Source organism: Brevibacillus nitrificans (assembly GCF_003710965.1).
GTDB classification, from domain to species: Bacteria; Bacillota; Bacilli; order Brevibacillales; family Brevibacillaceae; genus Brevibacillus; species Brevibacillus centrosporus.
In genome coordinates this window covers 1240429-1267353 of record NZ_RHHU01000003.1, presented here as the reverse complement: position 1 = coordinate 1267353, position 26925 = coordinate 1240429, and the positions used below count along the sequence as shown (strand labels likewise).

Annotated in this window: 30 protein-coding genes; all 30 read left to right on the top strand. The window is 50.1% G+C overall.

The features are described from left to right. Positions 1-55 precede the first annotated feature (55 nt). The 30 genes from EDM59_RS07820 to EDM59_RS07680 all read left to right on the top strand — a co-directional run bounded on the left by EDM59_RS07820 (position 56) and on the right by EDM59_RS07680 (position 26893). On the top strand, positions 56-925 hold the full coding sequence (locus tag EDM59_RS07820; protein ID WP_122923070.1) for a UbiA-like polyprenyltransferase: 870 nt from the start codon (positions 56-58) through the stop codon (positions 923-925). Then, on the top strand, positions 922-1518 hold the full coding sequence (locus tag EDM59_RS07815; protein WP_122923069.1) for a UbiX family flavin prenyltransferase: 597 nt from the start codon (positions 922-924) through the stop codon (positions 1516-1518). Before EDM59_RS07820 ends, EDM59_RS07815 begins: the two co-directional genes overlap by 4 nt. Positions 1519-1522: 4 nt before the next feature. Continuing rightward, positions 1523-2386: a menaquinone biosynthesis protein gene (locus EDM59_RS07810; protein ID WP_122923068.1), complete on the top strand. Its 864-nt coding sequence runs from the start codon at positions 1523-1525 to the stop codon at positions 2384-2386. A gap of 9 nt (positions 2387-2395) precedes the next feature. Next, positions 2396-3361 carry a polyprenyl synthetase family protein gene (locus EDM59_RS07805; protein WP_122923067.1) on the top strand — a complete coding sequence of 322 codons (966 nt, stop codon included), beginning with the start codon at positions 2396-2398 and terminating at the stop codon, positions 3359-3361. A gap of 103 nt (positions 3362-3464) precedes the next feature. Then, positions 3465-3908 (top strand): nucleoside-diphosphate kinase, encoded by a 444-nt coding sequence (gene ndk / locus EDM59_RS07800; RefSeq protein WP_122923066.1) that lies wholly within the window; start codon positions 3465-3467, stop codon positions 3906-3908. Positions 3909-4041: 133 nt separating this feature from the next. Beyond that, entirely contained in the window at positions 4042-4815 is a 774-nt protein-coding gene (locus EDM59_RS07795; protein ID WP_122923065.1) for a CheR family methyltransferase, read from the top strand. An 81-nt stretch (positions 4816-4896) separates the two neighbouring features. Beyond that, positions 4897-5064, top strand: coding sequence for a hypothetical protein (locus EDM59_RS30995; RefSeq protein WP_170184360.1), 168 nt, complete (start codon positions 4897-4899; stop codon positions 5062-5064). 205 nt (positions 5065-5269) lie between these two features. Continuing rightward, a complete protein-coding gene (gene aroC, locus EDM59_RS07790; RefSeq protein ID WP_122923064.1) occupies positions 5270-6433 on the top strand; it encodes a chorismate synthase in 1164 nt (387 codons plus the stop codon). Beyond that, on the top strand, positions 6433-7533 hold the full coding sequence (gene aroB / locus EDM59_RS07785) for a 3-dehydroquinate synthase (RefSeq protein WP_122923063.1): 1101 nt from the start codon (positions 6433-6435) through the stop codon (positions 7531-7533). The genes aroC and aroB overlap by 1 nt, the downstream gene beginning before the upstream one ends. 2 nt (positions 7534-7535) lie before the next feature. Then, on the top strand, positions 7536-7910 hold the full coding sequence (gene aroH, locus EDM59_RS07780) for a chorismate mutase (RefSeq protein WP_092272168.1): 375 nt from the start codon (positions 7536-7538) through the stop codon (positions 7908-7910). Between the two features lie 457 nt (positions 7911-8367). After that, complete coding sequence (gene trpE, locus EDM59_RS07775; RefSeq protein WP_122923062.1) at positions 8368-9882, top strand: anthranilate synthase component I; 1515 nt, start codon at positions 8368-8370, stop codon at positions 9880-9882. After that, positions 9876-10901 carry an anthranilate phosphoribosyltransferase gene (trpD, locus tag EDM59_RS07770; RefSeq protein WP_122923061.1) on the top strand — a complete coding sequence of 342 codons (1026 nt, stop codon included), beginning with the start codon at positions 9876-9878 and terminating at the stop codon, positions 10899-10901. Before trpE ends, trpD begins: the two co-directional genes overlap by 7 nt. Continuing rightward, positions 10891-11700, top strand: coding sequence for an indole-3-glycerol phosphate synthase TrpC (gene trpC / locus EDM59_RS07765; RefSeq protein ID WP_122923060.1), 810 nt, complete (start codon positions 10891-10893; stop codon positions 11698-11700). Before trpD ends, trpC begins: the two co-directional genes overlap by 11 nt. After that, a complete protein-coding gene (locus EDM59_RS07760; RefSeq protein ID WP_122923059.1) occupies positions 11697-12332 on the top strand; it encodes a phosphoribosylanthranilate isomerase in 636 nt (211 codons plus the stop codon). The genes trpC and EDM59_RS07760 overlap by 4 nt, the downstream gene beginning before the upstream one ends. Next, positions 12329-13558 (top strand): tryptophan synthase subunit beta, encoded by a 1230-nt coding sequence (gene trpB, locus EDM59_RS07755; protein WP_092272179.1) that lies wholly within the window; start codon positions 12329-12331, stop codon positions 13556-13558. Before EDM59_RS07760 ends, trpB begins: the two co-directional genes overlap by 4 nt. Continuing rightward, positions 13558-14379: a tryptophan synthase subunit alpha gene (gene trpA / locus EDM59_RS07750; RefSeq protein WP_122923058.1), complete on the top strand. Its 822-nt coding sequence runs from the start codon at positions 13558-13560 to the stop codon at positions 14377-14379. The genes trpB and trpA overlap by 1 nt, the downstream gene beginning before the upstream one ends. 29 nt (positions 14380-14408) lie before the next feature. Continuing rightward, the gene (hisC, locus tag EDM59_RS07745; protein ID WP_122923057.1) at positions 14409-15503 is read left to right on the top strand and encodes a histidinol-phosphate transaminase; all 1095 of its coding nucleotides are present in this window, start codon (positions 14409-14411) and stop codon (positions 15501-15503) included. A 69-nt stretch (positions 15504-15572) separates the two neighbouring features. Then, positions 15573-16676, top strand: coding sequence for a prephenate dehydrogenase (locus tag EDM59_RS07740; RefSeq protein WP_122923056.1), 1104 nt, complete (start codon positions 15573-15575; stop codon positions 16674-16676). A 108-nt stretch (positions 16677-16784) separates the two neighbouring features. After that, on the top strand, positions 16785-18065 hold the full coding sequence (gene aroA, locus EDM59_RS07735; RefSeq protein ID WP_122923055.1) for a 3-phosphoshikimate 1-carboxyvinyltransferase: 1281 nt from the start codon (positions 16785-16787) through the stop codon (positions 18063-18065). Positions 18066-18453: 388 nt separating this feature from the next. After that, the gene (locus EDM59_RS07730) at positions 18454-19572 is read left to right on the top strand and encodes an amidohydrolase family protein (RefSeq protein WP_122923054.1); all 1119 of its coding nucleotides are present in this window, start codon (positions 18454-18456) and stop codon (positions 19570-19572) included. A 145-nt stretch (positions 19573-19717) separates the two neighbouring features. Further along, positions 19718-20308: an RNA polymerase sigma factor gene (locus EDM59_RS07725; protein ID WP_092272197.1), complete on the top strand. Its 591-nt coding sequence runs from the start codon at positions 19718-19720 to the stop codon at positions 20306-20308. Continuing rightward, entirely contained in the window at positions 20305-20955 is a 651-nt protein-coding gene (locus EDM59_RS07720) for a zf-HC2 domain-containing protein (protein ID WP_122923053.1), read from the top strand. Before EDM59_RS07725 ends, EDM59_RS07720 begins: the two co-directional genes overlap by 4 nt. Positions 20956-21056: 101 nt before the next feature. Next, positions 21057-22001 (top strand): tetratricopeptide repeat protein, encoded by a 945-nt coding sequence (locus EDM59_RS07715; RefSeq protein ID WP_122923052.1) that lies wholly within the window; start codon positions 21057-21059, stop codon positions 21999-22001. Positions 22002-22111: 110 nt separating this feature from the next. Beyond that, positions 22112-23230 (top strand): hypothetical protein, encoded by a 1119-nt coding sequence (locus EDM59_RS07710; protein WP_122923051.1) that lies wholly within the window; start codon positions 22112-22114, stop codon positions 23228-23230. Between the two features lie 9 nt (positions 23231-23239). Further along, positions 23240-23455, top strand: coding sequence for an IDEAL domain-containing protein (locus EDM59_RS07705; RefSeq protein ID WP_092272208.1), 216 nt, complete (start codon positions 23240-23242; stop codon positions 23453-23455). Positions 23456-23546: 91 nt separating this feature from the next. Continuing rightward, the gene (locus EDM59_RS07700; RefSeq protein WP_122923050.1) at positions 23547-23975 is read left to right on the top strand and encodes a DUF2487 family protein; all 429 of its coding nucleotides are present in this window, start codon (positions 23547-23549) and stop codon (positions 23973-23975) included. A gap of 223 nt (positions 23976-24198) precedes the next feature. Further along, positions 24199-24717 (top strand): Rieske (2Fe-2S) protein, encoded by a 519-nt coding sequence (locus EDM59_RS07695; RefSeq protein WP_092272214.1) that lies wholly within the window; start codon positions 24199-24201, stop codon positions 24715-24717. Between the two features lies 1 nt (position 24718). Then, the gene (gene qcrB, locus EDM59_RS07690; protein WP_092272216.1) at positions 24719-25390 is read left to right on the top strand and encodes a menaquinol-cytochrome c reductase cytochrome b subunit; all 672 of its coding nucleotides are present in this window, start codon (positions 24719-24721) and stop codon (positions 25388-25390) included. Positions 25391-25420: 30 nt separating this feature from the next. Continuing rightward, a complete protein-coding gene (locus EDM59_RS07685; RefSeq protein ID WP_122923049.1) occupies positions 25421-26221 on the top strand; it encodes a menaquinol-cytochrome c reductase cytochrome b/c subunit in 801 nt (266 codons plus the stop codon). Between the two features lie 75 nt (positions 26222-26296). Further along, positions 26297-26893: a DUF1405 domain-containing protein gene (locus tag EDM59_RS07680; protein WP_092272222.1), complete on the top strand. Its 597-nt coding sequence runs from the start codon at positions 26297-26299 to the stop codon at positions 26891-26893. Positions 26894-26925: the final 32 nt, after the last annotated feature.

Genomic DNA, 26925 nt, shown 5'->3' with positions numbered 1-26925 from the left:
GCGCTGACCGGGTAGGTTGCTTTCGGTATTTTTTCAGTGATGGGAAGTGTATTACATGAGTCTTCGTAAATTGAAAATTATTCTGGAAATGATTAAGTTTGAGCACTCGCTTTTTGCGCTGCCGTTCGCTTTTATGGGCGCGGTTTTGGGGAATATTGTTATAGAAAAAGCATGGCCGACCTGGATGGAAATCTTTTGGGTAACAGTTGCCATGGTAGGGGCTCGCAGTGCGGCGATGTCCTTAAACCGAGTTATTGACCGTGTCATTGATGCGAAAAATCCGCGGACAGCGAACCGAGCGATTCCCGCAGGCTTGATTTCCATTGTGGAAGTCACTCTGTTTATCGTCGTCTCCTTCGCAGTGCTTTTCATTGCCGCGTTCCAATTAAACGATTTGGCTGTGAAGCTGCTGCCACTCGCAGTATTCGTACTGGTTTTGTATTCTTATACGAAACGCTTTACTTGGCTGTGCCATTTTGTGCTGGGGGTTGCCATTGGTTTTGGTCCACTGGGTGGCTGGGTGGCTACGACAGGACAGGTTGACGGGATAGGACTTCTCTTGTTCGCGTCCGTCCTGTTTTGGACAGCTGGATTTGACATTATTTATGCTTGCCAGGACAGTGAGTTCGACCGAAAAGAAGGGCTGTTCTCGATGCCTAGCCGTTTTGGTGTGGCGAATGCATTGATGGTCGCGCGTATTTGTCACGTGATAACTTTTGTGGGGCTCATGTCTTTGTATGTGGTAGCCGACTTGTCGATCTGGTTCTTGATCGGCGTCTTGATCTCCGGCGCGATTTTGATCTATGAGCACAGCCTGGTCAAGCCTACAGATTTGTCCAAGCTGGACGTAGCCTTCTTCAATATGAACGGGATTTTGAGCGTGGTCATGTTTGCCTTTACCATGATTGATCTGGTGATTTCATGAGTGAACAGAAATGGGCTGTCGGGATAACAGGAGCGAGTGGTGCTATTTATGGCGTTCGACTGGTGCAGGAACTGCTGTCAGCTGGACATACGGTGCATCTCATCATCACGGAAGCTGGCTGGCAAGTCTTTCATGACGAGCTCGATTGGGTGACGGATGACCGTGAAGGCCTGCTGCGGGCTAAGCTGCAGCAGGATTTTCCCGGGCAGCTCCATTACTGGGGCCTTCGTGATTTTAATTGCCCGGCTGCCAGCGGTTCTTACAAATGTGACGGGATGATCGTCGTTCCTTGCTCAATGGGTACCGTTTCAGGAATTGCACATGGGGCATCTGGAAACCTGCTGGAGAGAGTAGCAGATGTAATGATCAAAGAAGGGCGCAGGCTGGTTCTCGTGCCGCGTGAAACACCACTGAATGCCATTCATTTGGAAAACATGCTACAATTAAGCAGGTTGGGTGTAAAAATCCTGCCAGCGATGCCTGGCTACTATCAGAAGCCGCAAACTATGGATGATCTCATCAACTTCGTCGTAGGAAAAGCTTTGGATGCATTGGATGTACCACACTCGCTGTTTCGGCGTTGGGGGGAATAGAAGCATGCAAAAGTCCTTGCGAATTGGACAGATCTTGTATACAAATGTACTCCCGGTCTATTTTTACTTTGAGCAGGAGCGTTTTGAGGATCAGATCGAATTCATCCGGCAAGTGCCCGCTCAACTAAACCAGGCAATGGCGCGCGGTGAAATCGATTTGGGTCCAATCTCTTCCTTTAGCTACGCAGAGCATGCCTCCCGCTATGTGGCACTAGCAGATTTGTCTGTCAGTGCCAATGGGAGAGTAGGCTCCCTTTTCTTGTTTAGCAAAAAGCCGATTGAACAGCTGAACGGTGCAAAGATTGCATTGACGAACACGTCAGCGACGACAGTCAATTTATTGAAGATCATTCTGTCTAAGTTTTACGATTATGAGATTTCTTACGTTACACAGGAACCGATACTTGCTGACATGCTGCGCGCAGCAGATGCGGCTTTATTGATCGGTGACGACGCGATTCAGGCGGTGAGAAACGGCGGCGACCTCCACGTGTATGATCTGGGAGAGCTGTGGCATCAGTTCACTGGATACTCGATGACCTTTGCGATCTGGGCTGTACGAAAAGAGGTCCTGGCCGAGCAAAGTGAACTGCTTGCTGACGTGCATGCCTCTTTTCTTGCGAGCAAGAGAAAGACAAGAGAAAATCCAGGCCCGCTCATTGACTATGTCCTCACCCACTTTGGCGGTGACAAGCAAGAATGGGCTCATTATTTTCAAGGTTTACAGCACGATTTCGGCGACGTACAGCGGATTGGACTTTTGTATTACTACCGATGCGCAGCGGAGCTGGGACTTCTACCGGCACCGGCAACCGTCGACCTTTGGCAGGCTGGTGGACGGCAGACCAATACTACGTTGACGAGATAGGTGGAACGGATGAACCTGGTCGATATTTACTTTAAAATGAAAAAGGACGTCCAGTATATTGAAGACGAGCTGGAAAAATCGATTGATACAGACATGCGAGAGCTGAATCAATCTGCTACTCATCTTCTCAAGGCAGGTGGCAAGCGGATTCGTCCGGTTTTTGTCCTGCTCGGAGGAAAATGGGGAAATTATGATGTCAAACGTCTGAAGCATGTGGCTGTTCCTTTGGAGCTGATTCACATGGCCTCCCTTGTCCATGACGATGTCATTGACGATGCCGACAAGCGTCGCGGAAAAGATACGGTTCGGATGAAATGGGACAATAAAGTGGCGATGTACGCTGGCGACTATATTTTTGCCCGTGCCCTGGCTATTGCGGCCGAGCTGCCCATCCCACAGCTGCATCAAATCTTGTCTAACGCGATGGTGGAGCTGTGCAAGGGGGAAATTGAGCAAGTCAAGGATCTCAAGAACTGGGATCAAAATTTCCGCACGTACTTGCGTCGGATCAAACGGAAAACCGCCTTGTTGATCGCAATCAGCTGCCAACTCGGCGCTGTGGCTAGCGGTGCTAGTGAGGAATTGATCCGGAAAATGTACTGGTACGGCTACAATGTCGGTATGGCCTTTCAGATTACGGATGATATTCTTGATTTTACAGGAACAGAAAAGCAGCTAGGGAAACCTGCAGGTAGTGATCTCGTGAATGGCAACATTACGCTGCCTGCCCTCTATACCGCTCACTTCGGCCGCACGCGGGATCGCTTTCAAACGTGGATGAATGAAGAGACGTTTTGGGATCATGTCGATGAAGCGATTCAGCTGATCCGTTCAGACGAAGGCATTGCTTTTTCGCAGCAGCTTGCAGAGCGTTATATTGCACGGGCACATGCCATTTTAAGGGATTTGCCTAACAACCAAGCCAAGACTTCTTTGTCCGGCATCGCTGATTTTATTATTGAACGCAAATTTTAATGAATTTTAACCGAGTGGCTGTTGCTTGGCCCCTATTCTTTTGATAAAATTTTCGTTGGTGTAACGTGCACCAATACATAGCTCTAATGGAGGCATACTTACAATGGAAAAAACGTTCCTTATGGTAAAACCTGATGGCGTACAACGTAACCTGATCGGGGAAATCGTTTCCCGTTTTGAGAAAAAAGGATACCAACTGGTTGGCGCGAAGCTGATGGTTGTTAGCCGTGAACTGGCTGAAGAGCATTATGCAGAGCACAAAGAGCGTCCTTTCTTCGGCGAACTGGTAGACTTCATCACTTCCGGTCCTGTATTCGCTATGGTATGGCAAGGTAACAACGTAATCACAACCGCTCGTGCAATGATGGGCAAAACCAATCCAGTTGATGCTGCTTCCGGTACAATCCGTGGCGACTTCGCTACTTCCGTTGGCATGAACATCATCCACGGTTCTGACTCCCCTGAGAGCGCTGAGCGTGAAATCGGTCTGTGGTTCTCCGCTGAGGAAGTTCTTTCCTTCGAAAAAACAATCCAACGCTGGATCTAAGAATGGAATGCAGAAAAACCCCGAGCCCGGGGTTTTTTTCGTTATTTTGACAAATATCCCCACGTATTTGATAGGGTTTTCTCGAATTTTGGCGAATGTAAAAAAGGTAAGCTGTCAAAGGGGGAGCGTTCCCATGGAAGATAAGGATTTTCTTCAATTTATTGCAAACATCAAAAAAATGACCGGAATTGACCTTGCCCTCTACAAAGAAGCCCAGATGAAGCGCAGGTTGACATCTCTACGGGTAAAACGAGGATATGATACGTTTACGCAGTATTTTGATGCGATATCCAAAGACAAGACATTGTTCTATGAATTTTTGGACCGTATGACAATTAACGTATCCGAATTTTTCCGCAACCCTGGAAGATGGGAAGTGCTAGAAAATAAGATCCTTCCGCGCTTGACCAAGCAATCGCCTCGGATCAAGTGCTGGAGCGCTGCCTGTTCGACGGGGGAAGAGCCGTATACGCTGTCGCTCATTTTGCTGCGAAAAAAACTGGCGGCCACTGTGCTTGCATCCGATATCGATGAAGGTGCATTAGCAAAGGCAAAGCAAGGTGTCTATACGGACCGTTCCTTGCAGGATTGCCCGAAGGATTTGATCACGAAGTATTTTACGAAAGACGCGCTAAGTTATCGGGTTACGGATGAGGTGAAGAATCTCGTATCCTTTAAAAAGCATAATTTGCTTGCGGATACGTTTGATACACAGTTTGACCTGATCATTTGCCGGAATGTCATGATTTATTTTACGGAAGAGGCGAAACACGAGCTGTATCAAAAATTCAGCCGTGCCCTGAAGCCGGGCGGTGTACTGTTCGTAGGCAGCACGGAGCAAATTTTCCAACCACAACAATACCAGCTGGAGACAGAAGATACATTCTTTTATCGCAAAATGGGATGATTTGAGTGCCGCTGCTTGTATATCTCTGCCCTTTTTTTCCAAGACTAGAATTATCGACATGTATATTCTGGGGGGCAGCAGATGGATAAATACAAAGTCATTGAGGCATATCGCCGGGGTCTGATCACTTTGCAAGAGTGCGGACAAATACTCGGTGCGGAAAAGCAACAGCTTGACGATTTATTGCGAGCGGATCACTCCCGTCATTCATTGGGGTCCAATCCTTTTTTGATGGTAGATCATTTCTGAACAGCGCCAAGACTTCCAGCAGCGCTTCTCCTAAAGGGAGGGGCGTTTTTCCTGTAAAAGGGGAGAATCTGTAATCGTTTATGACTTTGGTATTTCCACCGAGTACTAGGTATGATATTATAGCGCTTAAAAGTGATAAAGGACAGCATCCCGTTTGAGTAGGGAAAAAGGGATCGGGCTGCCTGGAGGATGGAGGAAGCTAGTAATGCGTTACTTGACAGCAGGAGAGTCTCATGGGCCGCAGTTGACTGCGATTATTGAGGGTGTGCCAAGCAATCTGCGGATTTCCATTGAGGCGATCAATGAGCAGTTGGCTCGTCGTCAAAAAGGACATGGCCGTGGCAGAAGAATGCAAATTGAAAAGGACCAGGTAAAAATTCTTTCCGGTGTTCGTCATGGCTATACAACCGGAGCTCCGATTACGCTGGTCGTGGAAAATAAGGATTGGACACATTGGCAAGGAATCATGAGCGCAGAACCGGTGGAAGAGGGAGCAGAGGAAAAACGTCGTGTATCCCGTCCACGCCCGGGCCATGCGGATTTAAATGGCGCGATCAAATATCACCAGCGCGATATGCGCAATATTCTGGAACGTTCCAGTGCACGTGAAACGACGATTCGCGTAGCAGTAGGAGCTGTCGCTCGCGAGCTGCTCGCAGCGTTTGGAATCCGCGTAGGCGGACAAGTTCTGCAAATTAATGACATCGTTGCAAAACGGGAGCATGTGAGTCTCGACGAATTGATTGCACGAACAGAGGAATCGCCGGTTCGTTGTCTCGACAAGGAAGCCGAAGTGCAAATGATGGCAGCGATCGATAAAGCCAAAGAGGATGGAGATTCTCTCGGCGGGATCGTAGAGGTAATCGTAGAAGGCGTGCCAATTGGTCTGGGAACACATGTACAATGGGATCGCAAGCTGGACGGCCGTCTGGCACAGGCCATCATGAGCATTCAAGCTTTTAAAGGGGTAGAAATCGGAATCGGATTTGAAGCGGCCGGTCTTCCAGGATCGCAGGTCCATGACGAAATCGAATGGAATGAAGAGACGGGCTACAGCCGAAAATCCAATCGCGCAGGCGGCTTGGAAGGCGGTATGACAACGGGTATGCCGGTAGTGGTTCGCGGTGTGATGAAGCCGATTCCTACGCTGTACAAGCCGCTCATGAGCGTTGACATCGATTCCCGAGAAGCGTTTTCCGCGAGCATTGAGCGTTCGGACAGCTGTGCGGTTCCAGCAGCGAGTGTCGTCGCCGAAGCAGTTGTGGCATGGGAAATTGCAAATGCGATGTGTGATAAATTCCCATCTGACTCGATGGATGACATGGTGGAAAACGTTCGTCAATACCGGGCTTACACGGAGAAATTCTAATGAATCACGAGACTCTGACTGTAGAATTGGGCGAGCGATCCTATCCGATTATTATTGGAGAAGGTCTTTTGCAGCATGCACCGAAGCTGCTGCAGGAGGCTGGCATTTCTTCGAAGAGTCAGCTGCTGATTGTAACAGATGAACACGTGGCGGAGAATTATTTGGAGCCGCTGCGTGAAGTCTTGGCAACGGCAGGCTACCGCACGACGGCGAGCGTGATTGCTGCGGGCGAGCAATCCAAAAGCTTGAGCGTCTACGACCGAATTTTGACAGAAGCCATTCAGGCAGGGCTCGATCGCAAGTCAGCGGTGCTGGCACTCGGTGGTGGTGTTGTAGGTGATTTAGCAGGTTTTGTCGCAGCTACCTATATGCGTGGTATCGACTTTGTTCAGCTGCCTACTACGCTTCTGGCTCATGACAGCTCGGTAGGGGGTAAGGTTGCCATCAATCACCCCCTCGGGAAGAACCTGATCGGTGCCTTCCATCAGCCGCGCGTGGTCATCTACGATACGTCTGCTCTGCATACGCTTCCGAAAAGGGAAGTAGCAGCTGGCTTTGCCGAGGTAGTCAAGCATGGGCTAATCTCGGATGAAGCATTTGTCGATTGGCTGGAGGAGCATGCAGACCGTTTGTGGGGGCTCGATTCAGAATTGTTGGCAAAAGCGATTCAACGAGGCTGTGCGGTGAAAGCGGCGATCGTGTCAGAGGATGAAACAGAGCAAGGGAAACGGGCCTTGCTTAATTTGGGCCATACATTTGGGCATGCGTTTGAGGCATTGAGCGCTTATTCCGCGCTGAACCACGGAGAAGCCATCGCGATTGGGATGTGCGTCGCAGCCAAAGTGGCCGAACGGGTAGGAATTGCCGAGAAGGGTGTAGCTGAACGGACAGAGCGCGTGCTGAGCCTGTACCATCTCCCGACAAAATGGCCAGCGGGTCTCACGCCGGAAGCGGTGCTCGAAGCGATGAAGCGGGATAAGAAGACCGTTGGCGGGAAGCTCGCTCTTGTTTTGCCACGGGCAATCGGACAAGTAGAACTAATCAAAGACATCGACGAAGAAATCATCTTGACAGTGATGCGAGAAGAAGTGGAGGCGTAAGCATGGGAGTGCGAGGAGTCAGAGGAGCCATTACAGTGGAGGTCGACACACGTGAAGAAATCGTGTCCTCCACCAAATGGCTGTTGGAAGAAATGGTCAGCAAAAATGAGATTGCAGCTGAAGACATAGCAAGTATTATCATTACTACGACGGAAGATGTAAGTGCTACCTTTCCTGCGCAGGCTGCACGCTTGCTCGAGGGCGATGGATGGCAATACGTTCCGCTGATGTGCGCGCGCGAAATTCCTGTTCCGGGTGGTCTGCCTATGTGTGTGCGTGTCATGATGCATGTGAACACGGACAAACAAGCAAAAGATATTCAACACGTATTTCTGCGGGATGCGGTTAAACTCCGGCCCGATCTGACAAATCGATAGTTGACATTCTGGGCGCTCTCTTTTACGATAAGTGAAACGAGAGCGTCTCGTTTTCCGGATTGATGAATTACCGGCTGAGAGCAGAGTAAGTAGAGCAGAGTTGAGATGAGTTAGGTTGAGGAGAGAAGAGCAGGCTGGGTATATTTTTTGCGCCCATTCCAGTGCTCGCACTGGTTTTTTTATTATCCCAATGCTTGATAAAACGGGATAGTAGGTGGGCAGCTGATCATTCACCTGTGCCAGAAGCTTGGCAATTCCAAGTTTATTATGAAAAAGTCCATCTTGGATTTTCATAAAGCTTGAACGTGGTCTCGAAACGGCCACCAAACAACGGGCAATCAATCTCGTTGTTTGTATAGAAATTCTCCCCCTACCTCTCGCTCTAGTTAGCGGGCAGGGAAGAGCACGGATCAAAATTCCGTCCCGTTCTTTCCCCCGAAAAAGGAGATGAGAGTCCATGTATTTCCCCTCTTTAGCCGAGGTCCAATCCCTTTCGGCTTCGTATTCTTTAATTCCTGTGAGCATGACCTTGTTAGCTGACTATGAGACACCAATTCGTTTGTACCAAAAGGTTCGCCAAAGTGACTCGTTCCTTCTCGAGAGTGTGGAAGGCGGAGCGAGATGGGCACGTTTTTCCTTCATCGGGATGAATCCTTTTCAGATCGTCGAAGCAAAGGAAGAAGAAATTACCGTGCTGCGCCGTAATGGAGAGCGCACGTCCCTCCAAGGGAATCCGGTTCAGTACCTCCGAGAAGAATTGGATCGTTTCAAAAGCCCCAAGCTGCCTCGTTTCCCACGGCTTAGTGGTGGAGCAGTAGGGTTTTTCGGTTACAATACCCTACGTTATTTTGAAAATCTTCCAGCCCATCGACAAGAGCGTTTGACTGTTCCGGATATGCGTTTTCTGTTTGTTGATGAAATGATCGCCTTTGACCATTTAAAGCAAGAAATCCAGCTGATTGTAAACCTGCATGTTGAGGCGGGAGATACACCAGCCGTCATTGCCGAAAAATACGAGCAAGTCTGTGAACGACTTGAACAGCTGGCTGCGAAAGTAAGTGAGCCCCTTCAGGCAGACCGCCGTATTCAGGTAGCTGAACAAGAGCCGACTCCTCTCACTGTGGAGCCCAATATGAGTCGAGAGAAGTACGAGCAAATCGTGGAGCAGGCGAAAGAATACATTGCCGCGGGCGATATTTTCCAAGTGGTGTTATCCCAGCGATTCTCCGTGAAAACAGATGTGGATCCTTTTGCGGTCTATCGATTGCTGCGTACGTTAAACCCGTCTCCGTACATGTACTACCTCGAGTACGAAGGAGAAACAGTAGTCGGGACTTCACCGGAGCTGCTGGTACGGGTCGAGGATGAAAAGGTAGAAATGCGGCCGATTGCGGGTACGCGCAAAAGAGGAGCTACCCCACAAGAAGACGAACTGCTGGCGGCAGACCTGCTCGCGGACAACAAGGAAAGAGCCGAGCACTACATGCTGCTCGATCTCGGACGAAACGATGTGGGCAAAGTGTCCGCCTACGGTAGTGTCAAAGTAGAGGAAGCTTTGGTGATCGAAAACTACTCCCATGTCATGCACATGGTGTCGCACGTGACAGGCAGGCTTCGTGAAGATCTGCATCCATTTGACGCTCTGCTTTCCGCTTTTCCAGCAGGTACGGTATCCGGCTCTCCCAAGCTTCGCGCGATGGAAATTATCGCAGAGCTGGAACCGGATGCCCGCCACTTGTACGCAGGAGCGATCGGGTACATTTCCTTTGACGGTTCCTTGGATAGCTGCATTACGATCCGCACGCTGTTCTTCCAGGATGGGTACGCGCATGTGCAGGCTGGAGCGGGGATTGTCGCTGACTCTGTACCTGCGAATGAGTATCAGGAGACAATCAACAAGGCAGCGGCTATGATCTCCGCACTCGAAAAAGCGGAGCAGCTGTTTTCGCGCAAGGAGGAATTGTCATGCTAACGCAAGCACTCGAGCAGATTCTGCAAGGCAAGCATTTGGATACCGCTGTAGCCGAGGAAGCGATGGGAGAGATCATGGACGGCAAAGCGACGCCTGCCCAGATCGGGGCTTTTCTCGCCAGCCTTCGCTTGAAAGGCGAGCAGGTGGAAGAAATTCTCGGCTTCGCCAAAGCGATGAGAGCACGCGCTACGACGTTTCCGATCGAACTGCCGGGCTTGGTGGATACGTGCGGAACAGGCGGCGATGGCAGTCATACCTTTAACATTTCTACGGCGAGTGCTTTCGTCGCAGCGAGTGACGGCGTTCGCATTGCCAAGCATGGCAATCGTGCCGTATCCAGTAAAAGTGGAAGTGCAGATGTGCTCGAAGCACTGGACGTTCCGGTCAACCTGACTCCGAAAAATGCGGCGGACTGCCTGCGTGCAACGAATCTGTGCTTCCTGTTTGCGCCGCTCTATCACCAAGCGATGAAGCATGCGGCAGGACCACGCAAGGAGCTGGCTGTCCGCACCGTGTTCAACCTGCTCGGTCCCTTGACGAATCCAGCCAACGCCAGTCATCAGCTGATGGGTGTCTATGATGCCAAGCTGCTTCCGACGATCGCTTCCGTCCTCGCTCAATTGGATGTCAAACGAGCGCTGGTCGTAGCAGGAGAGGACGGCTTGGACGAACTGACAGTAACCGGGATCAGCCATGTGGCAGAGCTGCGCGATGGCAAAATCACTACCTATGAAATACAGCCGGAGCAATTCGGATTGCGGCGCTACGAGAAAGATGCCTTGCGCGGTGGAGATGCAACGGAAAACGCGGCGATCATCCACGATGTTTTTGCCGGAAAACGCGGAGCGCCACGCGATATCGTTTTGCTGAACGCAGGGGCGATCCTGTACCTGGCAGATCGGGTGAGCTCGATTGAAGCAGGTGTGATCCGCGCTGCTGAACTGATTGACGACGGACTCGTGATGAATAAGCTCGAGCAAGTCCGCCAGATTGCAGGAGGAATGATTCATGCTTCGTAAAATTGTCGAGAAAAAACGGGAAGAAGTTAGCCGCCTGCACATAGGGAATACGATGTCCAGCCTGCTTTCAGCGGCAAAATCCGTAGAAGCGCCGCGAGGTTTCCGCAAAGCCTTGGAAACAAGCACAAGGGCTGTCAGTGTCATCGCTGAGGTGAAGAAAGCCTCGCCATCGAAAGGACTGATCCGCCCTGACTTTGAGCCAGTGAGCATCGCCAAAGCGTATCAAGCGGCGCAGGCAGAGTGTCTGTCGGTATTGACCGATGAGTCCTTTTTCCAGGGAAGCCTGACTTATCTGCAGATGATCCATGAGGCAATCGATCGACCTTTATTGCGCAAGGACTTTCTTATTGATGAAATGCAAGTCGTAGAAGCCCGGGCAGCAGGAGCAGATGCCATCCTGCTGATTGCGGCCATTCTCGAGGGATCACAGCTGCGTCATTTGTACCAGACAGCAGAAGAGCTGGGCCTGGATGTCCTGGTGGAAGTTCATGATCGTCGAGAGACCGAGATGGTGCTAAGGCATATCACTCCCACGCTATTGGGAATTAACAACCGCAACCTCCATACGTTCCAAACGGATCTGGCAGTGACCCATGAAGTGATTTCCGAGATCCCGACCTCGATCACAGTCGTCAGCGAGAGCGGCATTTCAGCTCCTGCGGATATCGAAAACGTGCGGAAGGCTGGGGCGAGAGTAGTCCTAGTAGGAGAGCATTTCATGCGACAGTCCGATGTGACGAAAGCCGTGATTTCCTTGGTTGGCGAAACGAATGCTGCGAAGCCGGGGGTGATCCTGTGACGCGCGTCAAAATTTGTGGCATCAAACGGGTGGAGACGCTTGCTCTCTTAAAAAAACTGGGCGTGGATTACGTAGGCTTCGTTTTTGCTCCGAGCAAGCGCCAGGTAGATGGCCCCACAGCCAAGTCCTTGCTGAGCGAGGTCCCCGAACATCCTCCAGCTGTCGGCGTGTTCGTCAATCCCACTCTACAGGAATTGGATGACCTTCTCGCGGACGTACCGTTAGCTGTTATTCAGCTACATGGTCAGGAGACGCCAGAGTACTGCCAACAGGTCAGGGCACGATATTCTCTCCCTGTTTGGAAAGCATTGGCGGTGGGCGGAGAGGAAGATGCTGCAGCAGAAATCGCACGTTACGCCGGTTCCGTTGACGCGTACCTGTTCGATACGTACGATCCGAGCCAGGCGGGAGGAACGGGTAAACGTTTTTCTTGGGAGCAGATCCCGCAGCTGCAGGAGGCTTGCCAGGAAAAAACGTGCATCATCGCTGGCGGGATCAATACAGGAAATGTATCGGAGCTCATCAACCGTTACCAAGCAGGGATGATTGATGTTTCAAGTGGAGTCGAAACAGACGGCGAAAAGGATGCCGAGAAAATAAAAACATTGGTGGAGAGGGTGAAAGGCGCATGAAGCAAGCTACGACAACTACGCGAATCGTGCCAGATGAAAAAGGACGCTTTGGGGCGTTTGGAGGAAAGTTTGTACCGGAAACGCTGATGAACGCGTTGACCGAGCTGGAGGCTGCTTTTGAGGAAGCGACCCAGGATCCGGCTTTTTGCGGGGAACTGAATCATTTGCTGAGCGAGTATGCAGGCCGGCCTACGCCACTTACGTATGCCGAGCGTTTGACTGAAGAGCTGGGTGGAGCCCGTATTTACCTCAAGCGGGAAGACCTGAACCATACAGGGGCACACAAGCTGAATAACGCGCTGGGTCAAGGGCTTCTGGCTAAACGCATGGGGAAAACCTCAATCATCGCAGAAACAGGAGCGGGTCAGCACGGAGTGGCAAGTGCGACTGTCGCTGCGAAATTGGGTCTTTCCTGCAAGGTTTTCATGGGGGAAGAAGACATTCGCCGTCAATCCTTGAACGTTTTCCGCATGAAGCTCTTGGGGGCGGAGGTAATCCCGGCAGTTTCGGGCTCTCGCACGTTGAAGGATGCGACGAATGAGGCGATTCGTTACTGGGTTTCCAATGTAGAAGAGACGTTTTATGTGATCGGATCTGTCGTCGGTCCGCATCCTTATCCATACATCGTTCGTGAGTTCCAAAAGATTATCGGAGAAGAAACGCGTGCCCAAATCCTGAAAATGCTCGGAAGACTTCCGGATGAAGTAATCGCGTGTGTAGGTGGGGGTAGCAATGCGATCGGGATGTTCTACCCGTTCATTTCGGACGAAGCGGTTGCCCTTCGAGGGGTGGAAGCGGCTGGACAAGGCGTGGATACGGACAAACATGCGGCGACCTTGAGCCTTGGTCGTCCCGGTGTGATCCATGGTTCCTTGACGTATCTGCTGCAGGATGAGCATGGACAGGTACAGGAAGCACACTCAATCTCGGCAGGCTTGGATTACCCAGGGGTAGGTCCGGAGCACGCGTATCTAAAAGACAGTGGCCGCGTGACGTATACGTCCGTTACCGATGCGGAGGCGCTGGAGGCCGTACAGCTTCTCTGCCGAACAGAAGGAATTATCCCTGCTCTGGAGAGTGCCCATGCCATTGCGGAAGCGATCAAGCGAGCACCGCAAATGTCCAAAGAGGAAATTCTCGTCATTTGCCTGTCTGGTCGGGGAGATAAGGACGTATTGACGATCCAGGATGCGCTGGAGCAAACCGCAGAGGGAGGCGAGCAATAATGACAGTAGCAGCCGTAAACCGTATTGATCGATTGTTCGAAGATCGCAGCCGCAAACGTTTCATTCCGTTTATCACAGTAGGGGATCCTACGCTGGAAGCCACTTATCAGCTCGCACACGCGATGGTAGAAGCGGGAGCGGATCTGATCGAGCTTGGCATACCGTACTCGGACCCGCTGGCAGATGGGCCAACCATTCAACGCGCCTCGCAGCGGGCACTGGCAAATAACATCTCGATCATCGATGCCTTGCAGCTCGTGAAAAGATTGCGTGATTCCGGCATGGAAGCCTCTCTTGTCTTGTTCTCGTACTTTAATCCCGTTCTCCAGTATGGCGTAGAGCGATTCTTTGCGGATCTGGCTACTTATGGGGCAGATGGTGTGGTCATTCCAGATTTGCCGATCGAGGAAAATGGACCCGCAGTCGAGGCTGCGAAAAAGAACGGGATTCACGTCATTTCCTTGGTGGCACCTACTTCAGAATCACGCATTCAAACGATCGGGGAGCAAGCCACTGGTTTTCTGTATTGCGTGTCGTCCCTTGGCGTGACTGGCGCTCGGGCTAGCCTGCGGGAGGATTTGTCAGATTTCCTCAGCAGAGTAAAGGCGAGCACGAAGGTTCCGACAGCTGTTGGCTTCGGCATCTCGACTCCAGAGCAGGTCAAAGCCGTGGCGCCGCATACGGATGGTGTGATCGTCGGGAGTGCGATCGTCCTCGAAATCGAGCGACACGAGGAGCAATTGAGAGATCCAGCCCAATCCGAAGAGGCTGTCGCAAAAATAAAAACCTTTGTACAACAGTTAGCCAGTGCGTTACAATAATCACTAAAAAGGTCTGGAGTGAAATGTAGATGCAACCGAAGCAACGAATTTTGAATGCGCCAGTATACCAACCCGGCAAACCGATCGATGATGTCAAACGGGAATACGGGTTGACCGAAGTCATCAAGCTGGCGTCTAACGAAAACCCGTATGGCTCATCGCCAAAGGCAAAAGAGGCAATCGTTGCTCATTTGGACAATTTGGCTTTGTATCCGGACGGTGCGAGCCTGAATCTTCGTTGGGATTTGGCTGAATTCCTCGGAGTAAAACCGGGTCAGTTGATTTTCGGAAATGGATCAGATGAAAGTCTGTTGATGATCTCTCGCGCGTATTTGAGCGAAGGTACGAATACCGTGATGGCATCGCCGACTTTTTCACAATATCGCTCCAATGCTATTATTGAAGGTGCTGAGCTGATCGAAGTTCCTTTGAAAAATGGCGTTCACGATCTCGAAGCAATGGCTGCGGCTATTAACGAACAGACGCGCGTTGTATGGGTGTGCAACCCGAACAACCCATCGGGTACGATCGTAACGACAACGGAACTGGAAGCCTTCTTGAAAAAAGTTCCGAAAGACGTGCTCGTTGTTTTGGACGAAGCGTATTACGAGTACGTAGTAGATCCAGAATATCCGCAAACCATTCCGATGCTGGCGGAATATCCAAACCTGATCATCCTGCGCACATTCTCCAAAATTTACGGACTGGCTACCATGCGTGTGGGCTACGGAATTGCATCCGAAGAGCTCGTCTCTCAACTGGAGCATGTTCGTGAGCCGTTTAACACAGGAGCATTGGGCCAAGTAGCAGCACGTGCCGCTCTTCACGATCAAGACTTCGTGAAAAAATGCCGCGAGCTCAACCGCGAAGGCATGAAGCAATACACGGATGCTTTTGAAGAATGGGGTCTTGACTACTTCCCGTCTCAAACAAACTTCATTCTGGTGAACCTGAACCAGGATTCGGACGAAGTATTCAAGAAGTTTTTGAGCAAGGGGATCATTCTCCGCTCCGGGAATGCACTCGGCCATCCGGGCTACCAACGCATTACAATTGGTACGCCGGAGCAAAATGAGAAGGTTCTTGCCGTTCTGAAGGAAATCGTCACAGGCGCATTGAAATAATCATAGAAGATGCCGGGACACCCCCGGCATCTTTGTCTACACGCAAGCAGGAAGGATCGAGAAGTCAAAATGAAAAAAACCACCATTGCAGTACTAGGTGTTGGGCTGATTGGCGGGTCAATCGCCTTGTCAATGCGTCGCGACCCCGAGATTCGGGTTGTCGGGTATGACGTGAGACAAGATCGGCTGGACAAGGCTCTGACGTTGGGCGTCATCCACGCGGGTACGACAGATTTGCAAACAGCTGTCAGAGAGGCCCACATCATTTTCCTAGCAGCACCTGTAGAACAGATATTCTCCACCCTCCGAATGCTCGATGGCTTGGAGCTTCAATCCGATGTGATTGTGACGGATGTTGGCAGTACGAAAGCAGAGATTGTACGAGAAGCGCTCAAAGTGATTCCTCCCCATGTGACTTTTATCGGGGGCCATCCAATGGCAGGATCGCATAAGTCCGGCGTAGAAGCAGCTTCGGACCGCCTCCTGGAAAATGCCTACTACGTTTTGACTCCCTCTGCGGGAACTTCCGAGCAGCAGGTCAATCGTTTAGCGGACATTTTGTCTCTGACAAGAGCAAAAGTTGTGCAAATGGACCCTGAGACGCATGACCAAGTAGTAGGGGCAGTCAGTCATTTCCCTCACGTGCTCGCATCGGCACTCGTCAATCTGGTAGCAGGCTACGACGGGGAAGACGGGTGGCATGCTCGGTTGGCAGCCGGGGGGTTCCGTGATATTACCCGTATCGCTTCGAGTAATCCACGAATGTGGCGAGATGTTTTGCTGCAAAATCGCGAGCCTCTATTAAAGATCGCCAAGGATTGGGCGAATGCGCTGGAAGAAGTCATGGACCTGGTCAAAGCGGGCGATGCAGATCGAATCGAGCAATTTTTCCAGACAGCGCGCGATTTTCGCGATGGGCTGCCTGAGCGTAAAGCGGGGGCGCTGCCGCCTTTATACGATTTGTATATCGATATTCCCGACCATCCGGGTGAGATCGGACGAATCACGACACTTCTGGGTGCCAGGCAGATCAATATTATCAACCTGCAGATTCGGGAGACGCGTGAAGATATATACGGAGCCTTGCGTATCACGTTCCAATCGCAGTCTGAAATGGAAAAAGGCGAGGAGCTGCTTCGTTACTTCGACTACAACGTTTATAAGCGAGTGTAGGAACAGAAAGGCAGCGGGCAGTAAGCAAGGGGTTTTTTACTATAATCAGACTTTACAACGAAGACGCTTCACAGCATGACTGTCATGAGAAAAAAGGGGAGTGGAACAGTGCTTCGCGTACGTCAAGCTAATACAATTCAAGGAACCGTTCGAGTTCCAGGAGATAAATCGATTTCTCACCGGGCAGTTATGTTCGGATCTTTGGCAGAGGGCACGACGACGATCGAAGGATTTCTGCCTGGAGCGGATTGCCTTAGCACAATTAGTTGTTTTCGCCGGATGGGTATCCAGATCGAGCAGCAGGGAGATAAAGTAACCGTACACGGGAAAGGCTGGTATGGCTTGCAGGAGCCAGCGGAGCGGCTGGATGTCGGCAACTCCGGTACCACGATTCGTCTGATGTCCGGGATTATGTCCACACAGCCTTTTCACGTAGTCATGGAAGGGGACGAGTCCATCGCGAAAAGACCGATGCGTCGTGTGATTGGACCGCTGCGTCAAATGGGTGCCAAAATTGACGGGCGAAAAGACGGAGAGTTTACTCCACTGGCGATCCGCGGGGGAGACCTCCAAGGAATTGCCTACCAATCTCCTGTAGCGAGTGCCCAAGTGAAATCCGCAATTTTACTGGCTGGCTTGCAGGCAAAGGGTGTCACGAGCGTCACGGAGCCTCACTTGTCTCGTGATCATACAGAACGTATGCTGCAAGCTTTTGGCGTGCATGTCGTACGCGACGGACTTACCGTATCGGTAGAGGGTGGACAAGAGCTGAAAGGACGTGCGATTCAGGTGCCAGGGGATATTTCCTCGGCAGCTTTTCTGATTGCTGCTGTGATGATGGTGCCAGGCAGCTCTCTCTTGATTGAAAACGTAGGGATCAACCCGAGCCGTACGGGAATCATTGATGTCGTACAGCAGATGGGTGGAGACCTACAGCTGGTAAATGAGCGCGTAGTGAATGAAGAGCCGGTCGCAGATTTACTGGTCAAGCATTCTCAGCTTCATGGCACCGAGATCGCGGGTGATATTATCCCTCGTCTGATTGATGAAATCCCTGTGATTGCTGTAATGGCCACGCAGGCAAAGGGAAAAACGGTGATTCGGGATGCCGAGGAGCTGAAGGTAAAGGAAACGGATCGGATCGCGACAGTAGTAGGTCAGCTGAGTAAATTCGGTGCCCAGGTGACTCCAACGGACGATGGGATGATCATTGAAGGGGAAACAGCGCTAACAGGGGCAACGATCGACAGTATGGGAGATCATCGTATCGGGATGGCTATGGCGATTGCTGGCCTTGCAGCTCGCGGTGAAACCATCATCGAAAATGAGGAAGCGATCAATGTATCCTTCCCAGGCTTCGCTGAACTGCTTGAGCAAATCAGTAAATAGAAGAGACAGGAAAAATCCGCATGGGGACGTGCGGATTTTTTGCTTGTACAGCGCCATAAAGCAAGGTGGAGCTGCGTTTTCGAATACAGCCAAGTTTTCTGTGCAGGTAGAGAATCGTTTGAAAGCCGAACAAATCTTCCCAGTAAAAAAATATGTCTGAAGATCCTATTTTTAGCGAAAATGATTTGACAAGCGCTTACATTCCGTTTATTATAAAACTACAGTATGGTTTCTCTCCACTCCTATCCAATATAAAAAGCACAGTGGTGCTACCGTCGTTTGAATGCGCTTACATCAACGACGGTATTTTTTTGTACTTTTTGCCTGATTCGCGCATATGCTCGTACAAATCGGCATCTCGACGTGGGGATCGAGAGGAGGACGAGCAATGTCGCTGGAGGAAATGATTCTTCGTGGTGGAACAGTCGTTTCACCTTATGGCGCACAGGAAGCTGATGTTTGGATCGTAGACGGAAAAATAACGCGAGTCGCGAAAGATACCCTCCTCAAGACTACATACGGGCAATCACCCAGCGAAGTAGATGTCTCCGGGATGTATTTGCTTCCGGGCTTTATCGCTATGCCACACACTCCCTATTATCGAATTCGAGATCGTGGTGTCTACCTAGAGAGCATGCACTCCTTGATAAAAATGGGCTGTACAAGCCTCGTTGATACCTTTTATCCCGATGCGTGGATGAACCTCGCCCAGGTCCGTTATCAGCAGACTGCGCATTTCAACAGCTTGATTGATTATGTCTGGCATGTGGGACTGGACATCAGTCAGCTGAAGCCGAAAGAGGTTTCCAGGTGGCAGAAATACGGTTATCCGGCCCTGCAAATAACGGGACGAGCTCCAGAAGAAATTTCCAGCGTAGATTGGGAAACGATATCGCAACTTCATACGTCAAATAAATCGATTCTCCATTTACAGTTGACGACAGGCAGCGTGACAAAGGATCAAAAGGAGCGTTTGCTGAGAGCCTGGCTGGAGGCGACGAAGCATTGGAAGCTGCGAACAGTTATAACCCAGTCCACTACAGAGCTGGATATGGAGGGCTATGATCCTTACTACCATCTATTTCGCTTGAAAAGGGAATGGACAGATCGAGGGATGCGCCTGCTGCACCGAAACTGGTTTCGGTCTTTGCCGTTTCTCGCGCCCTTGCATGATGTTCAGATTGATTTGCGCAAGCGATGGTGGTATCATGAGGAACTGCTCTGCCTGTTAGTTCGTCTGGCTTCGACAAATGTCGCCAAAGCCATCGGGCTATACCCGAGAAAAGGGAGCTTGCTCCCGGGATCAGATGCAGATATTGTTTTCCTGAAAAAGGAAAATTGGTTGACAAAGTCTGATGTTTCCACTATTCTCAATTTTAGTGAAACGCAACTTCCAACATCTGTTATGTCGAACGGTAAGTGGATATATCGAGATTCGCGATTTTGTTCTACAGTAGGCATGGGGCGGTGGTTATTCGACACCAAACCCTACACATATGTCATTTAACCCCATAAATGGGGGTTTTTTCGTGAAGGATTCCGGCTAACTATCGAGAAAAAGAATCGTAGAGACGCGCAACTTTTTACATCCCCAGCTGTCTAATTATGCAAAGGCAGCTAGGGATCGGAATCGCAAGGAGGTAATCCTGATCATGACCGATTCCCAGCTTATCCGAGATATTAAAGAAGGTAATCTGGAATGCTATGCTGAACTGATTCGTCGATATGAGAAAAAGATCCTCTCCTTTGTCACTCATTTACTGCGTCAGGCACATCTGGAACATATCGCAGAGGATATCTGTCAGGAGACGTTTTACAAGGCGTATAAAAGCATTCATTCTTTCCGAGATGTAGAGGCGACCTTTTCGACTTGGCTCTATACCATTGCCCGCAACTCCGTATTGAGTGAGCTGCGCAAAAGCCGTAATTCGGACGTGTATTTGGATGATACGCTGCAAGTTCCTGTAGCATCAGCCAAAGCGCTGCCGGAACAGGTTTTGCTGCGAAATGAACGCGAATTGATGGTCAGACAGGCAATCAATAGTCTACCTGAAAAACAGCGTTCTGCCCTTATATTACGAGAGTATGAACAAATGGATTACACGGAGATTGCGACCATCCTTGATTTGACGGTCAGCTCTGTGAAATCGCTATTGTTCCGCGCTCGGCAAAGTATTAGAGGTCAGTTGGAGACCTACATCCTGGACCCTCATTTGGATGAAGCTGAAGGGATGAATCGATGATGAGATGTGAAGAAGTTCAGGAAATTTTACCTGAATACGCCGACAATCTGTTACCTGAAGTCACAAAGCGACGTGTGGACAATCACATGGCGAGCTGTCTTGCCTGTCGGGCGGATTACGAGATGTGGACAGACAGTGGTGAATGGATGAAGATGGACAAAGAAGAGTACCACAATGTGACTCCTTCTCGTTCCATCGTGGACGCGGTCATGGCCAGGATTCTCTCCGAGGAGAAGTGGGCGATTCCGATTGGTCGGAAAATCTTTAGCGTGACAGCGAGAATGCGCCGCATGAGCGCTAGCGTGGCGGTAGCGCTGCTGATGCTGTTCACGTTCACCTTGTACCTGGACACAAGTTCTACAGAAGAAGCCAATTCTTTGGTGATCAACGGAGAAGTGATGGCGATGAACTCACCGAAAGCACAGGTGATTTCGTCCTCCATGCAAACAGACGATGGTACGTATGTGGTAGAGGCGCAGACTCCGATTTCAGCGGATGACCCGCTTGCCAATGCGACAGCGTCGATCCAGCCACTGGATGGAAAGCCGAACTCTAGTGATTTGGGCAAACCCAACTACAGCATTGTGCTCAGTGTTTTTGGAATTCTCATAACGGTTATCACAATGAGCTGGCTTACGCGGGCATAATGGTATATGATCAAAGAAAAGAAGACCGTCCTCGGACGGTCTTTTGTAGCTCTACATCGGATGATAGCATCCGCGTAACTTTACATATGAGGTGAGCAGTAATGCCGAAAAAATGGCTATATGTCATAGACGAAGCAGTAAAACGGATCGAGAATGATGAAGTGGAGCTCGGACTAACCGCTCTGCAAAAAGTACAAGAGCATGGCAAAGACTTGCCTGATGTCATGATGTATTTGGCTGAGGTCTGGTACCGACTCGGTCATTTGGAAGAGGCGTCAGCGCTCCTAACAGAAGTCATGGAAAAAAATCCGGGCATGGAGCCATCCCTGCGCCGTGAATGTCAAATGCTGCTGGCGGAGATCGCACTTGATTCCAGCGATTTTGAGACAGCGCAGCATCTTCTTTATGAGTGCAAAGAGTCTGGTTACGAAAGCATTCAGCTCGACTTGCTGTTAGCGGATCTTTACTCGCTTCAGGATCTGGATGAAGTAGCGGTGAAATACCTGGAGCAGGCACGTCAAAAAGAGCCGGAGAATCAAGATTTGCTTGCGGCATTGGGCAATCTGTACTTCCGCATCGGTGAAGACGATAAAGCGATGAAGGTACTGGAGCAGGCAGGGGAGGAGAGCCTTTCCTTGCTCATGATCAAGGGCCGCTCACTGGCACAGAGTGGGCAGTTTGAGCAAGCTTATCAAGTCTTCCGTCAGGCACTTGTCCTCGACCATTCTCCAGAGGTGCTCTATGGAGCAGGAATGATGGCGTTCCATCTGGGACGTCTGGATGAGGCTTCCGAGCTGATCAATCAATTGCAGGCATTGGATGAAGAATACGTGGCCGCGTATCCGCTGGCTGCAGATATCCAGCTATCGCTTGGCCGTACAGAAAAAGCGATCGATTCCTTGAAGCAGTATGTTTCGTTATCCGGCTTCGATTTGGACCAAATTCGCAGACTCATTGCCCTCCTCACTCAGGCTGGGCGCTACGAGGAAGCGAAGGAATACCAACAGCTGCACGATTTGTGGGATGAACAGTCCGAGGAAGAATAACAAAAGCTGGGAAGAAAACAGGAAGTCACACTTGTGGCTTCCTGTTTATTTTTCCGCTTATTGGCAAGAATGAGGGATACAAGTAAGTCATCGTAAAGAAGGGATGCAAGATGAACTTAGCTGAGATCTTGGTCTACACCGATATCCGGCAGCTCCATCAGATTGCCAACCATTACGGATGCGAATGCAACCCTCATTCCAAAAACGAACTGATCACCTCACTACTGTCGAGTCTGAGGCACAGGTTGACCATTTCGCAGGAAGTCGAACAGCTTTCAAAAGAAGAAACGCATTTTATGTTGCTGCTGTTTCTCGATAAGCGCACGGTCATGTCTTTGGAGGATTTAATGGCAAAGGCGGGGATCGTCCTCGAGAGCAGCAAGGAAAAGAAGCAGGAAGAAGCGAGGCGCTATATTGCGGCAGCGATGCGGCGAGGCTGGATCTTTCCTGCGAAGAGTAAGACGGTGGGTCAATACCAGATTCCATTGGACATCCGAGAGCCGTATTTGCATGGCTGGCTGGAAAAAAGGCGAACGCAGCAAGCGCTGATTTTATCAGGACCAGAGGCGTATCGAGACGAAGGGACTGCCCTTTGCGACGATATCATGCAATTTTTACAATTCCTTCAGAGGGAACCTGTTCCATTGACGGCTGAGGGAGGGATGTACAAGCGTCATCAGCAGCAACTGTTTCAGTTTCTGCATGTGAAAGAAGAAACATTGCAGCCGCAAAAATGGCGTTTTGGCTACGGCCTGCATTTTGACCTGTACCCGGATCGCTTCTCCTTGCTCTACGATTTTTGTTACTTCCATAAATGGATAGACGAATCGGGCGGAAGAGTGGCTATTACGGAAGCAGGAAATGAGCGCTTGCAGCTTTCGTACGAGGATCAGCACTATCACGATCTGATCCGTTTCTGGATGAGACTGTACAAGCGGGCGATTCCCAACTTGCCGATGCTGGTCCAGCTGATCCCGTTAATCGCTTCTGGAGGCTGGGTAACCCAGCAAGGATTGATGGACACGCTTCTGCCATGGATCAAAGAGTTTTACTACGATTCACCTGTCGATATTTTGGTGAATCGCGTGTGCAAGATGATGGTTCATCTCGGTCTGCTGCGTGTTGGCCAGGATGAGAATGAGCAGTGGATGTACACCGCGACGTATGCTAGCCAGACATGGCTTCGCAAATACAATGGCTTTACGGAAACGACTATTTTATTGAAGTGAGGGATGGGTATGGAGTGGCCAAATTTCTATTCCAACGCGTACGGAACAAACAATCAAATGGTGTCCGGACTGCTGTCCGAGATGGTTATCGACGAGCAGATGCGCCAGTATCGGAAGCGTACATTGTATCAGGAAATTGACGAAGCTTTGGCTGCGAAAGACAAAGAGGTATTCCTGCGCCTGACCGATGAGCTCAAGGAAATCATGGCGTACGAGCAAGCGTAAGGCAATCGTGTCGTCCTGGCATTTGCCAGTCTCCACAGATTCATGGTACGCTAGTTTCCAGAATCTACGTGATGGAAGAGGAGACGACCTTATGCAGTGGAATGTGAATGAATTGGAAAACTGGGAGGAGCTGCGGGGCTTTGTAGACACCGCACTTCTCCCTATTTATTTGTACCGGGAAGGAAAAGAAGTTTCCGAGCATGCATGGCGGATGAACTACCTGCTGAATGTAGCGGCAGCGATCGAGCAGAAGCTGAAAGGAAGAGTCCTGCTCTATCCGGTTAGCTATCATTTTGCCGAAGAACAGCTTGCTCAGCAGACACCGGAGGGATTCAACTTCTGTGTGCTGCTTCACTTCCGAGGCGATCGCATACGCGCGGTCGAACCTGCACAAAAGTCAAATTTGCTCATGCTGCCGGTAGGGGATGAAGATCTGGAATCTTCCTTGCGCTTTGAAGTTACCGTCGACGTTTTATATAAAGAGATAATTCGTCATTGGCAGCAAAGAACGTCTCAATAAAGTAAGCGTTTTCCGGTAATACTACAGGAAAACGGGAGGGACAAGGTGTAATTTTTGACAAAATGGCAACAATCACCTCCCTAGTAGGGATTGGACGAAGACATGTCCACTGGACATTCTTGACATCTCAAAAGTCGTTAGCTATGATTGGGATTGACCTAGTGTATGTGTGAGAAAACGCCATCGTTGCGCTATTTTACAGGATAAGGAGGGAAAAAAAGAGATGGGCGACAAACGCGAAATGTCCAGACGTACTTTCTTGAACTACGCTCTGATGGGAACTGGCGGGTTCCTTGCAGCGGGTATGATCACTCCAATGATTCGCTTTGCGGTTGACCCCTTGCTACAAGGACATGCAGGTGGAGATAAAGTGGCAGTTGGCAGTCCGGATGAGTTTAATGCCGAGCCAAAGCGTGTTGAATTTAAGGTACATACCAAGGACGGTTGGTATGAATCAGAGTCTACACTGTCTGCATGGGTAACCAAAAACGACAAGGGTGAGATCCTCGCTCTGTCCCCGATCTGTAAGCATTTGGGTTGTACAGTAGACTGGAACACCAGTCCTGAACATCCAAATCAGTATTTCTGTCCGTGCCATTTGGGCCGTTATACCATTAACGGTGAACACATCTTGGGAACGCCTCCGACAGTATCCCTCGATGAGTACGAGACGGAAGTAAAAGATGGAAAGCTGTATCTGGGGAAAGTAAAAGGAAATCCTCGTCCGGGGGTGACAGGCTAAGATGTTACAGAAAATGTACGACTGGGTCGATGAGCGCCTGAACATTACTCCAATGTGGCGTGATTTGGCTGACCACGAAGTACCAGAGCACGTGAACCCAGCACATCATTTTTCCGCTTTCGTTTACTGCTTTGGTGGCCTAACGTTCTTTATTACCGTTATTCAAATCTTGTCTGGTATGTTTCTTACGATGTACTATGTACCAGACATCATCAATGCGTATGAGTCCGTAAATTACCTGCAGAACGAAGTAGCATTCGGGGTAATCGTACGCGGTATGCATCACTGGGGAGCCAGCTTGGTTATCGTGATGATGTTCCTACATACGTTGCGTGTGTTCTTTACAGGTGCTTACAAAAAGCCTCGTGAGCTGAACTGGGTTGTCGGAATGCTGATCTTCTTCGTGATGCTCGGCCTTGGTTTCACAGGCTATCTGTTGCCTTGGGATAACACCGCTTACTTTGCGACCAAAGTAGGTTTGGAGATCGCAAACTCCGTTCCATTCATTGGTCCTTATGTAAAAATGCTCTTGACTGGTGGAGACATCGTAGGGGCGCAGACACTCTCTCGCTTCTTTGCGATCCACGTATTCTTCCTGCCAGGTGCACTTCTCGGCCTGCTTGGAGCTCACTTTGTAATGATTCGCGCTCAAGGTATTTCCGGTCCACTATAAACAGTCTTCGATTACTAAGGAGGAAATAGCATGGCTAAACAAGACAAAGATGCTACCTTCGTCGGAGACTCACGGGTATCGGCGAAGCGCATCCCAAACATTTCTCCATCTTACTCTGACTTCCCAGGTAAAACCGAAGCCTTCTGGCCGAACTTCCTGTTGAAAGAGTGGATGGTGGCAGCTGTTTGCTTGGTCGGCTTCCTCGTGCTGACGGTTTCCCACCCGTCGCCGTTGACTGACAAGGCAAACCCGAATGATACCTCATTCGTACCGTTGCCAGACTGGTACTTCCTGTTCCTGTACCAAATGCTGAAGTATCCTTGGGCATCCGGTGACTGGGTAGTCCTCGGAACCATTATCATTCCTGGTATCGCTTTTGGTGCTTTGATGCTGGCTCCTTGGTTGGATACCAGCAAAGAACGTCGTCCAAGCAAACGCCCGGTTGCAACTGGCTTGATGCTGACTGCACTGGTTGGCGTATTCTATCTGACTTGGGCTGCAGACCATGAGCATTCCCTCAGTCATTCTTCCAGCAAAGCGGGTGGAGATCACGGTGGCAGCGGCGGATCTAGCGCAGCAGCACCTGCTCCGGCTGATTCCAGCTTTACCGCTGACGCTGTTTGGAAAGCGCAATCAAGCTGCATGGGATGCCACGGTAAAAACATGGAAGGCGGCATGGGGCCTAACCTTCAAAAAATCGGTAGCAAATACGATGCCACTCAGATTGCCGACATCATCCATAACGGTAAACCACCTGCAATGCCAGGCGGTATGATTAAAGATGAAGCGGAAATCAAAAAGCTGGCTGAATACATGGCAAGCTTGAAATAAGCTAATAGGGAAAAAGCTGGCTGACGAAAAGGTCAGCTTTTTCTTTAGCGGCGTACACAGCGGGAGACGATAATCATGATCTGGTGGGAGTGGTTTAGGCATTCGTTGGGGAAAAGATGGTTTCTATGGACGCTCTTTGTTGTCAACTTCTTGGGTACCATATACGGATTTGTCTGGTATGGTAATCAATTGGCCGAAACACCTGCGTTCTTAACTCCTTTTGTTCCGGATAGCCCGACAGGTAGCGGACTTTTCGCGCTAGTTCTACTTACCTATTTGTTGGGTCGCCACATTCCTGTACTGGAAGCATTAGCTGGCATCACCAATTTTAAATACGGTGTCTGGGCGGTCTGCATTATTTTGGCTGGATGGATGATGGGAAATGAAGTGCGTTGGACGGACATCATGCTAATCGTCTCGCATGCGGGTATGGCTGTGGAATCTGTATTATACGCTCGATTTTACAAGCTGAGTTTATTGCCAGTAGGGATTGCGGCTCTATGGACACTCAACAACGACTTTCTAGATTACGTGATGAATATCCATCCGTGGCTGCCGAGTGTACTCGATCCTTACGAAGGAATAGTTGGCTTGTTTACCGTTCTGCTCAGTTTAATTTCCATTTCCGTTATATGGTTTGTAAATAGCAAATATACAACAAACAAGGTCTAATCTTGTCCTCCTTTCCATAGTCTGTACAAGGG

Excerpts from the sequence above, each read along its gene's own strand:
- EDM59_RS07680 (WP_092272222.1), top strand. The coding sequence starts at position 26,297 with ATGATCTGGTGGGAGTGGTTTAGGCATTCGTTGGGGAAAAGATGGTTT.
- trpE (WP_122923062.1), top strand. The coding sequence starts at position 8,368 with ATGTATTTCCCCTCTTTAGCCGAGGTCCAATCCCTTTCGGCTTCGTAT.
- EDM59_RS07715 (WP_122923052.1), top strand. The coding sequence starts at position 21,057 with ATGCCGAAAAAATGGCTATATGTCATAGACGAAGCAGTAAAACGGATC.
- aroC (WP_122923064.1), top strand. The coding sequence starts at position 5,270 with ATGCGTTACTTGACAGCAGGAGAGTCTCATGGGCCGCAGTTGACTGCG.
- EDM59_RS07815 (WP_122923069.1), top strand. The coding sequence starts at position 922 with ATGAGTGAACAGAAATGGGCTGTCGGGATAACAGGAGCGAGTGGTGCT.
- EDM59_RS07710 (WP_122923051.1), top strand. The coding sequence starts at position 22,112 with ATGAACTTAGCTGAGATCTTGGTCTACACCGATATCCGGCAGCTCCAT.
- aroB (WP_122923063.1), top strand. The coding sequence starts at position 6,433 with ATGAATCACGAGACTCTGACTGTAGAATTGGGCGAGCGATCCTATCCG.
- EDM59_RS30995 (WP_170184360.1), top strand. The coding sequence starts at position 4,897 with ATGGATAAATACAAAGTCATTGAGGCATATCGCCGGGGTCTGATCACT.
- ndk (WP_122923066.1), top strand. The coding sequence starts at position 3,465 with ATGGAAAAAACGTTCCTTATGGTAAAACCTGATGGCGTACAACGTAAC.
- EDM59_RS07730 (WP_122923054.1), top strand. The coding sequence starts at position 18,454 with ATGTCGCTGGAGGAAATGATTCTTCGTGGTGGAACAGTCGTTTCACCT.
- aroH (WP_092272168.1), top strand. The coding sequence starts at position 7,536 with ATGGGAGTGCGAGGAGTCAGAGGAGCCATTACAGTGGAGGTCGACACA.
- EDM59_RS07795 (WP_122923065.1), top strand. The coding sequence starts at position 4,042 with ATGGAAGATAAGGATTTTCTTCAATTTATTGCAAACATCAAAAAAATG.
- EDM59_RS07720 (WP_122923053.1), top strand. The coding sequence starts at position 20,305 with ATGATGAGATGTGAAGAAGTTCAGGAAATTTTACCTGAATACGCCGAC.
- EDM59_RS07805 (WP_122923067.1), top strand. The coding sequence starts at position 2,396 with ATGAACCTGGTCGATATTTACTTTAAAATGAAAAAGGACGTCCAGTAT.
- EDM59_RS07740 (WP_122923056.1), top strand. The coding sequence starts at position 15,573 with ATGAAAAAAACCACCATTGCAGTACTAGGTGTTGGGCTGATTGGCGGG.
- EDM59_RS07700 (WP_122923050.1), top strand. The coding sequence starts at position 23,547 with ATGCAGTGGAATGTGAATGAATTGGAAAACTGGGAGGAGCTGCGGGGC.
- EDM59_RS07695 (WP_092272214.1), top strand. The coding sequence starts at position 24,199 with ATGGGCGACAAACGCGAAATGTCCAGACGTACTTTCTTGAACTACGCT.
- trpD (WP_122923061.1), top strand. The coding sequence starts at position 9,876 with ATGCTAACGCAAGCACTCGAGCAGATTCTGCAAGGCAAGCATTTGGAT.
- EDM59_RS07810 (WP_122923068.1), top strand. The coding sequence starts at position 1,523 with ATGCAAAAGTCCTTGCGAATTGGACAGATCTTGTATACAAATGTACTC.
- EDM59_RS07725 (WP_092272197.1), top strand. The coding sequence starts at position 19,718 with ATGACCGATTCCCAGCTTATCCGAGATATTAAAGAAGGTAATCTGGAA.
- EDM59_RS07685 (WP_122923049.1), top strand. The coding sequence starts at position 25,421 with ATGGCTAAACAAGACAAAGATGCTACCTTCGTCGGAGACTCACGGGTA.
- qcrB (WP_092272216.1), top strand. The coding sequence starts at position 24,719 with ATGTTACAGAAAATGTACGACTGGGTCGATGAGCGCCTGAACATTACT.
- trpB (WP_092272179.1), top strand. The coding sequence starts at position 12,329 with ATGAAGCAAGCTACGACAACTACGCGAATCGTGCCAGATGAAAAAGGA.
- trpA (WP_122923058.1), top strand. The coding sequence starts at position 13,558 with ATGACAGTAGCAGCCGTAAACCGTATTGATCGATTGTTCGAAGATCGC.
- hisC (WP_122923057.1), top strand. The coding sequence starts at position 14,409 with ATGCAACCGAAGCAACGAATTTTGAATGCGCCAGTATACCAACCCGGC.
- trpC (WP_122923060.1), top strand. The coding sequence starts at position 10,891 with ATGCTTCGTAAAATTGTCGAGAAAAAACGGGAAGAAGTTAGCCGCCTG.
- EDM59_RS07705 (WP_092272208.1), top strand. The coding sequence starts at position 23,240 with ATGGAGTGGCCAAATTTCTATTCCAACGCGTACGGAACAAACAATCAA.
- EDM59_RS07820 (WP_122923070.1), top strand. The coding sequence starts at position 56 with ATGAGTCTTCGTAAATTGAAAATTATTCTGGAAATGATTAAGTTTGAG.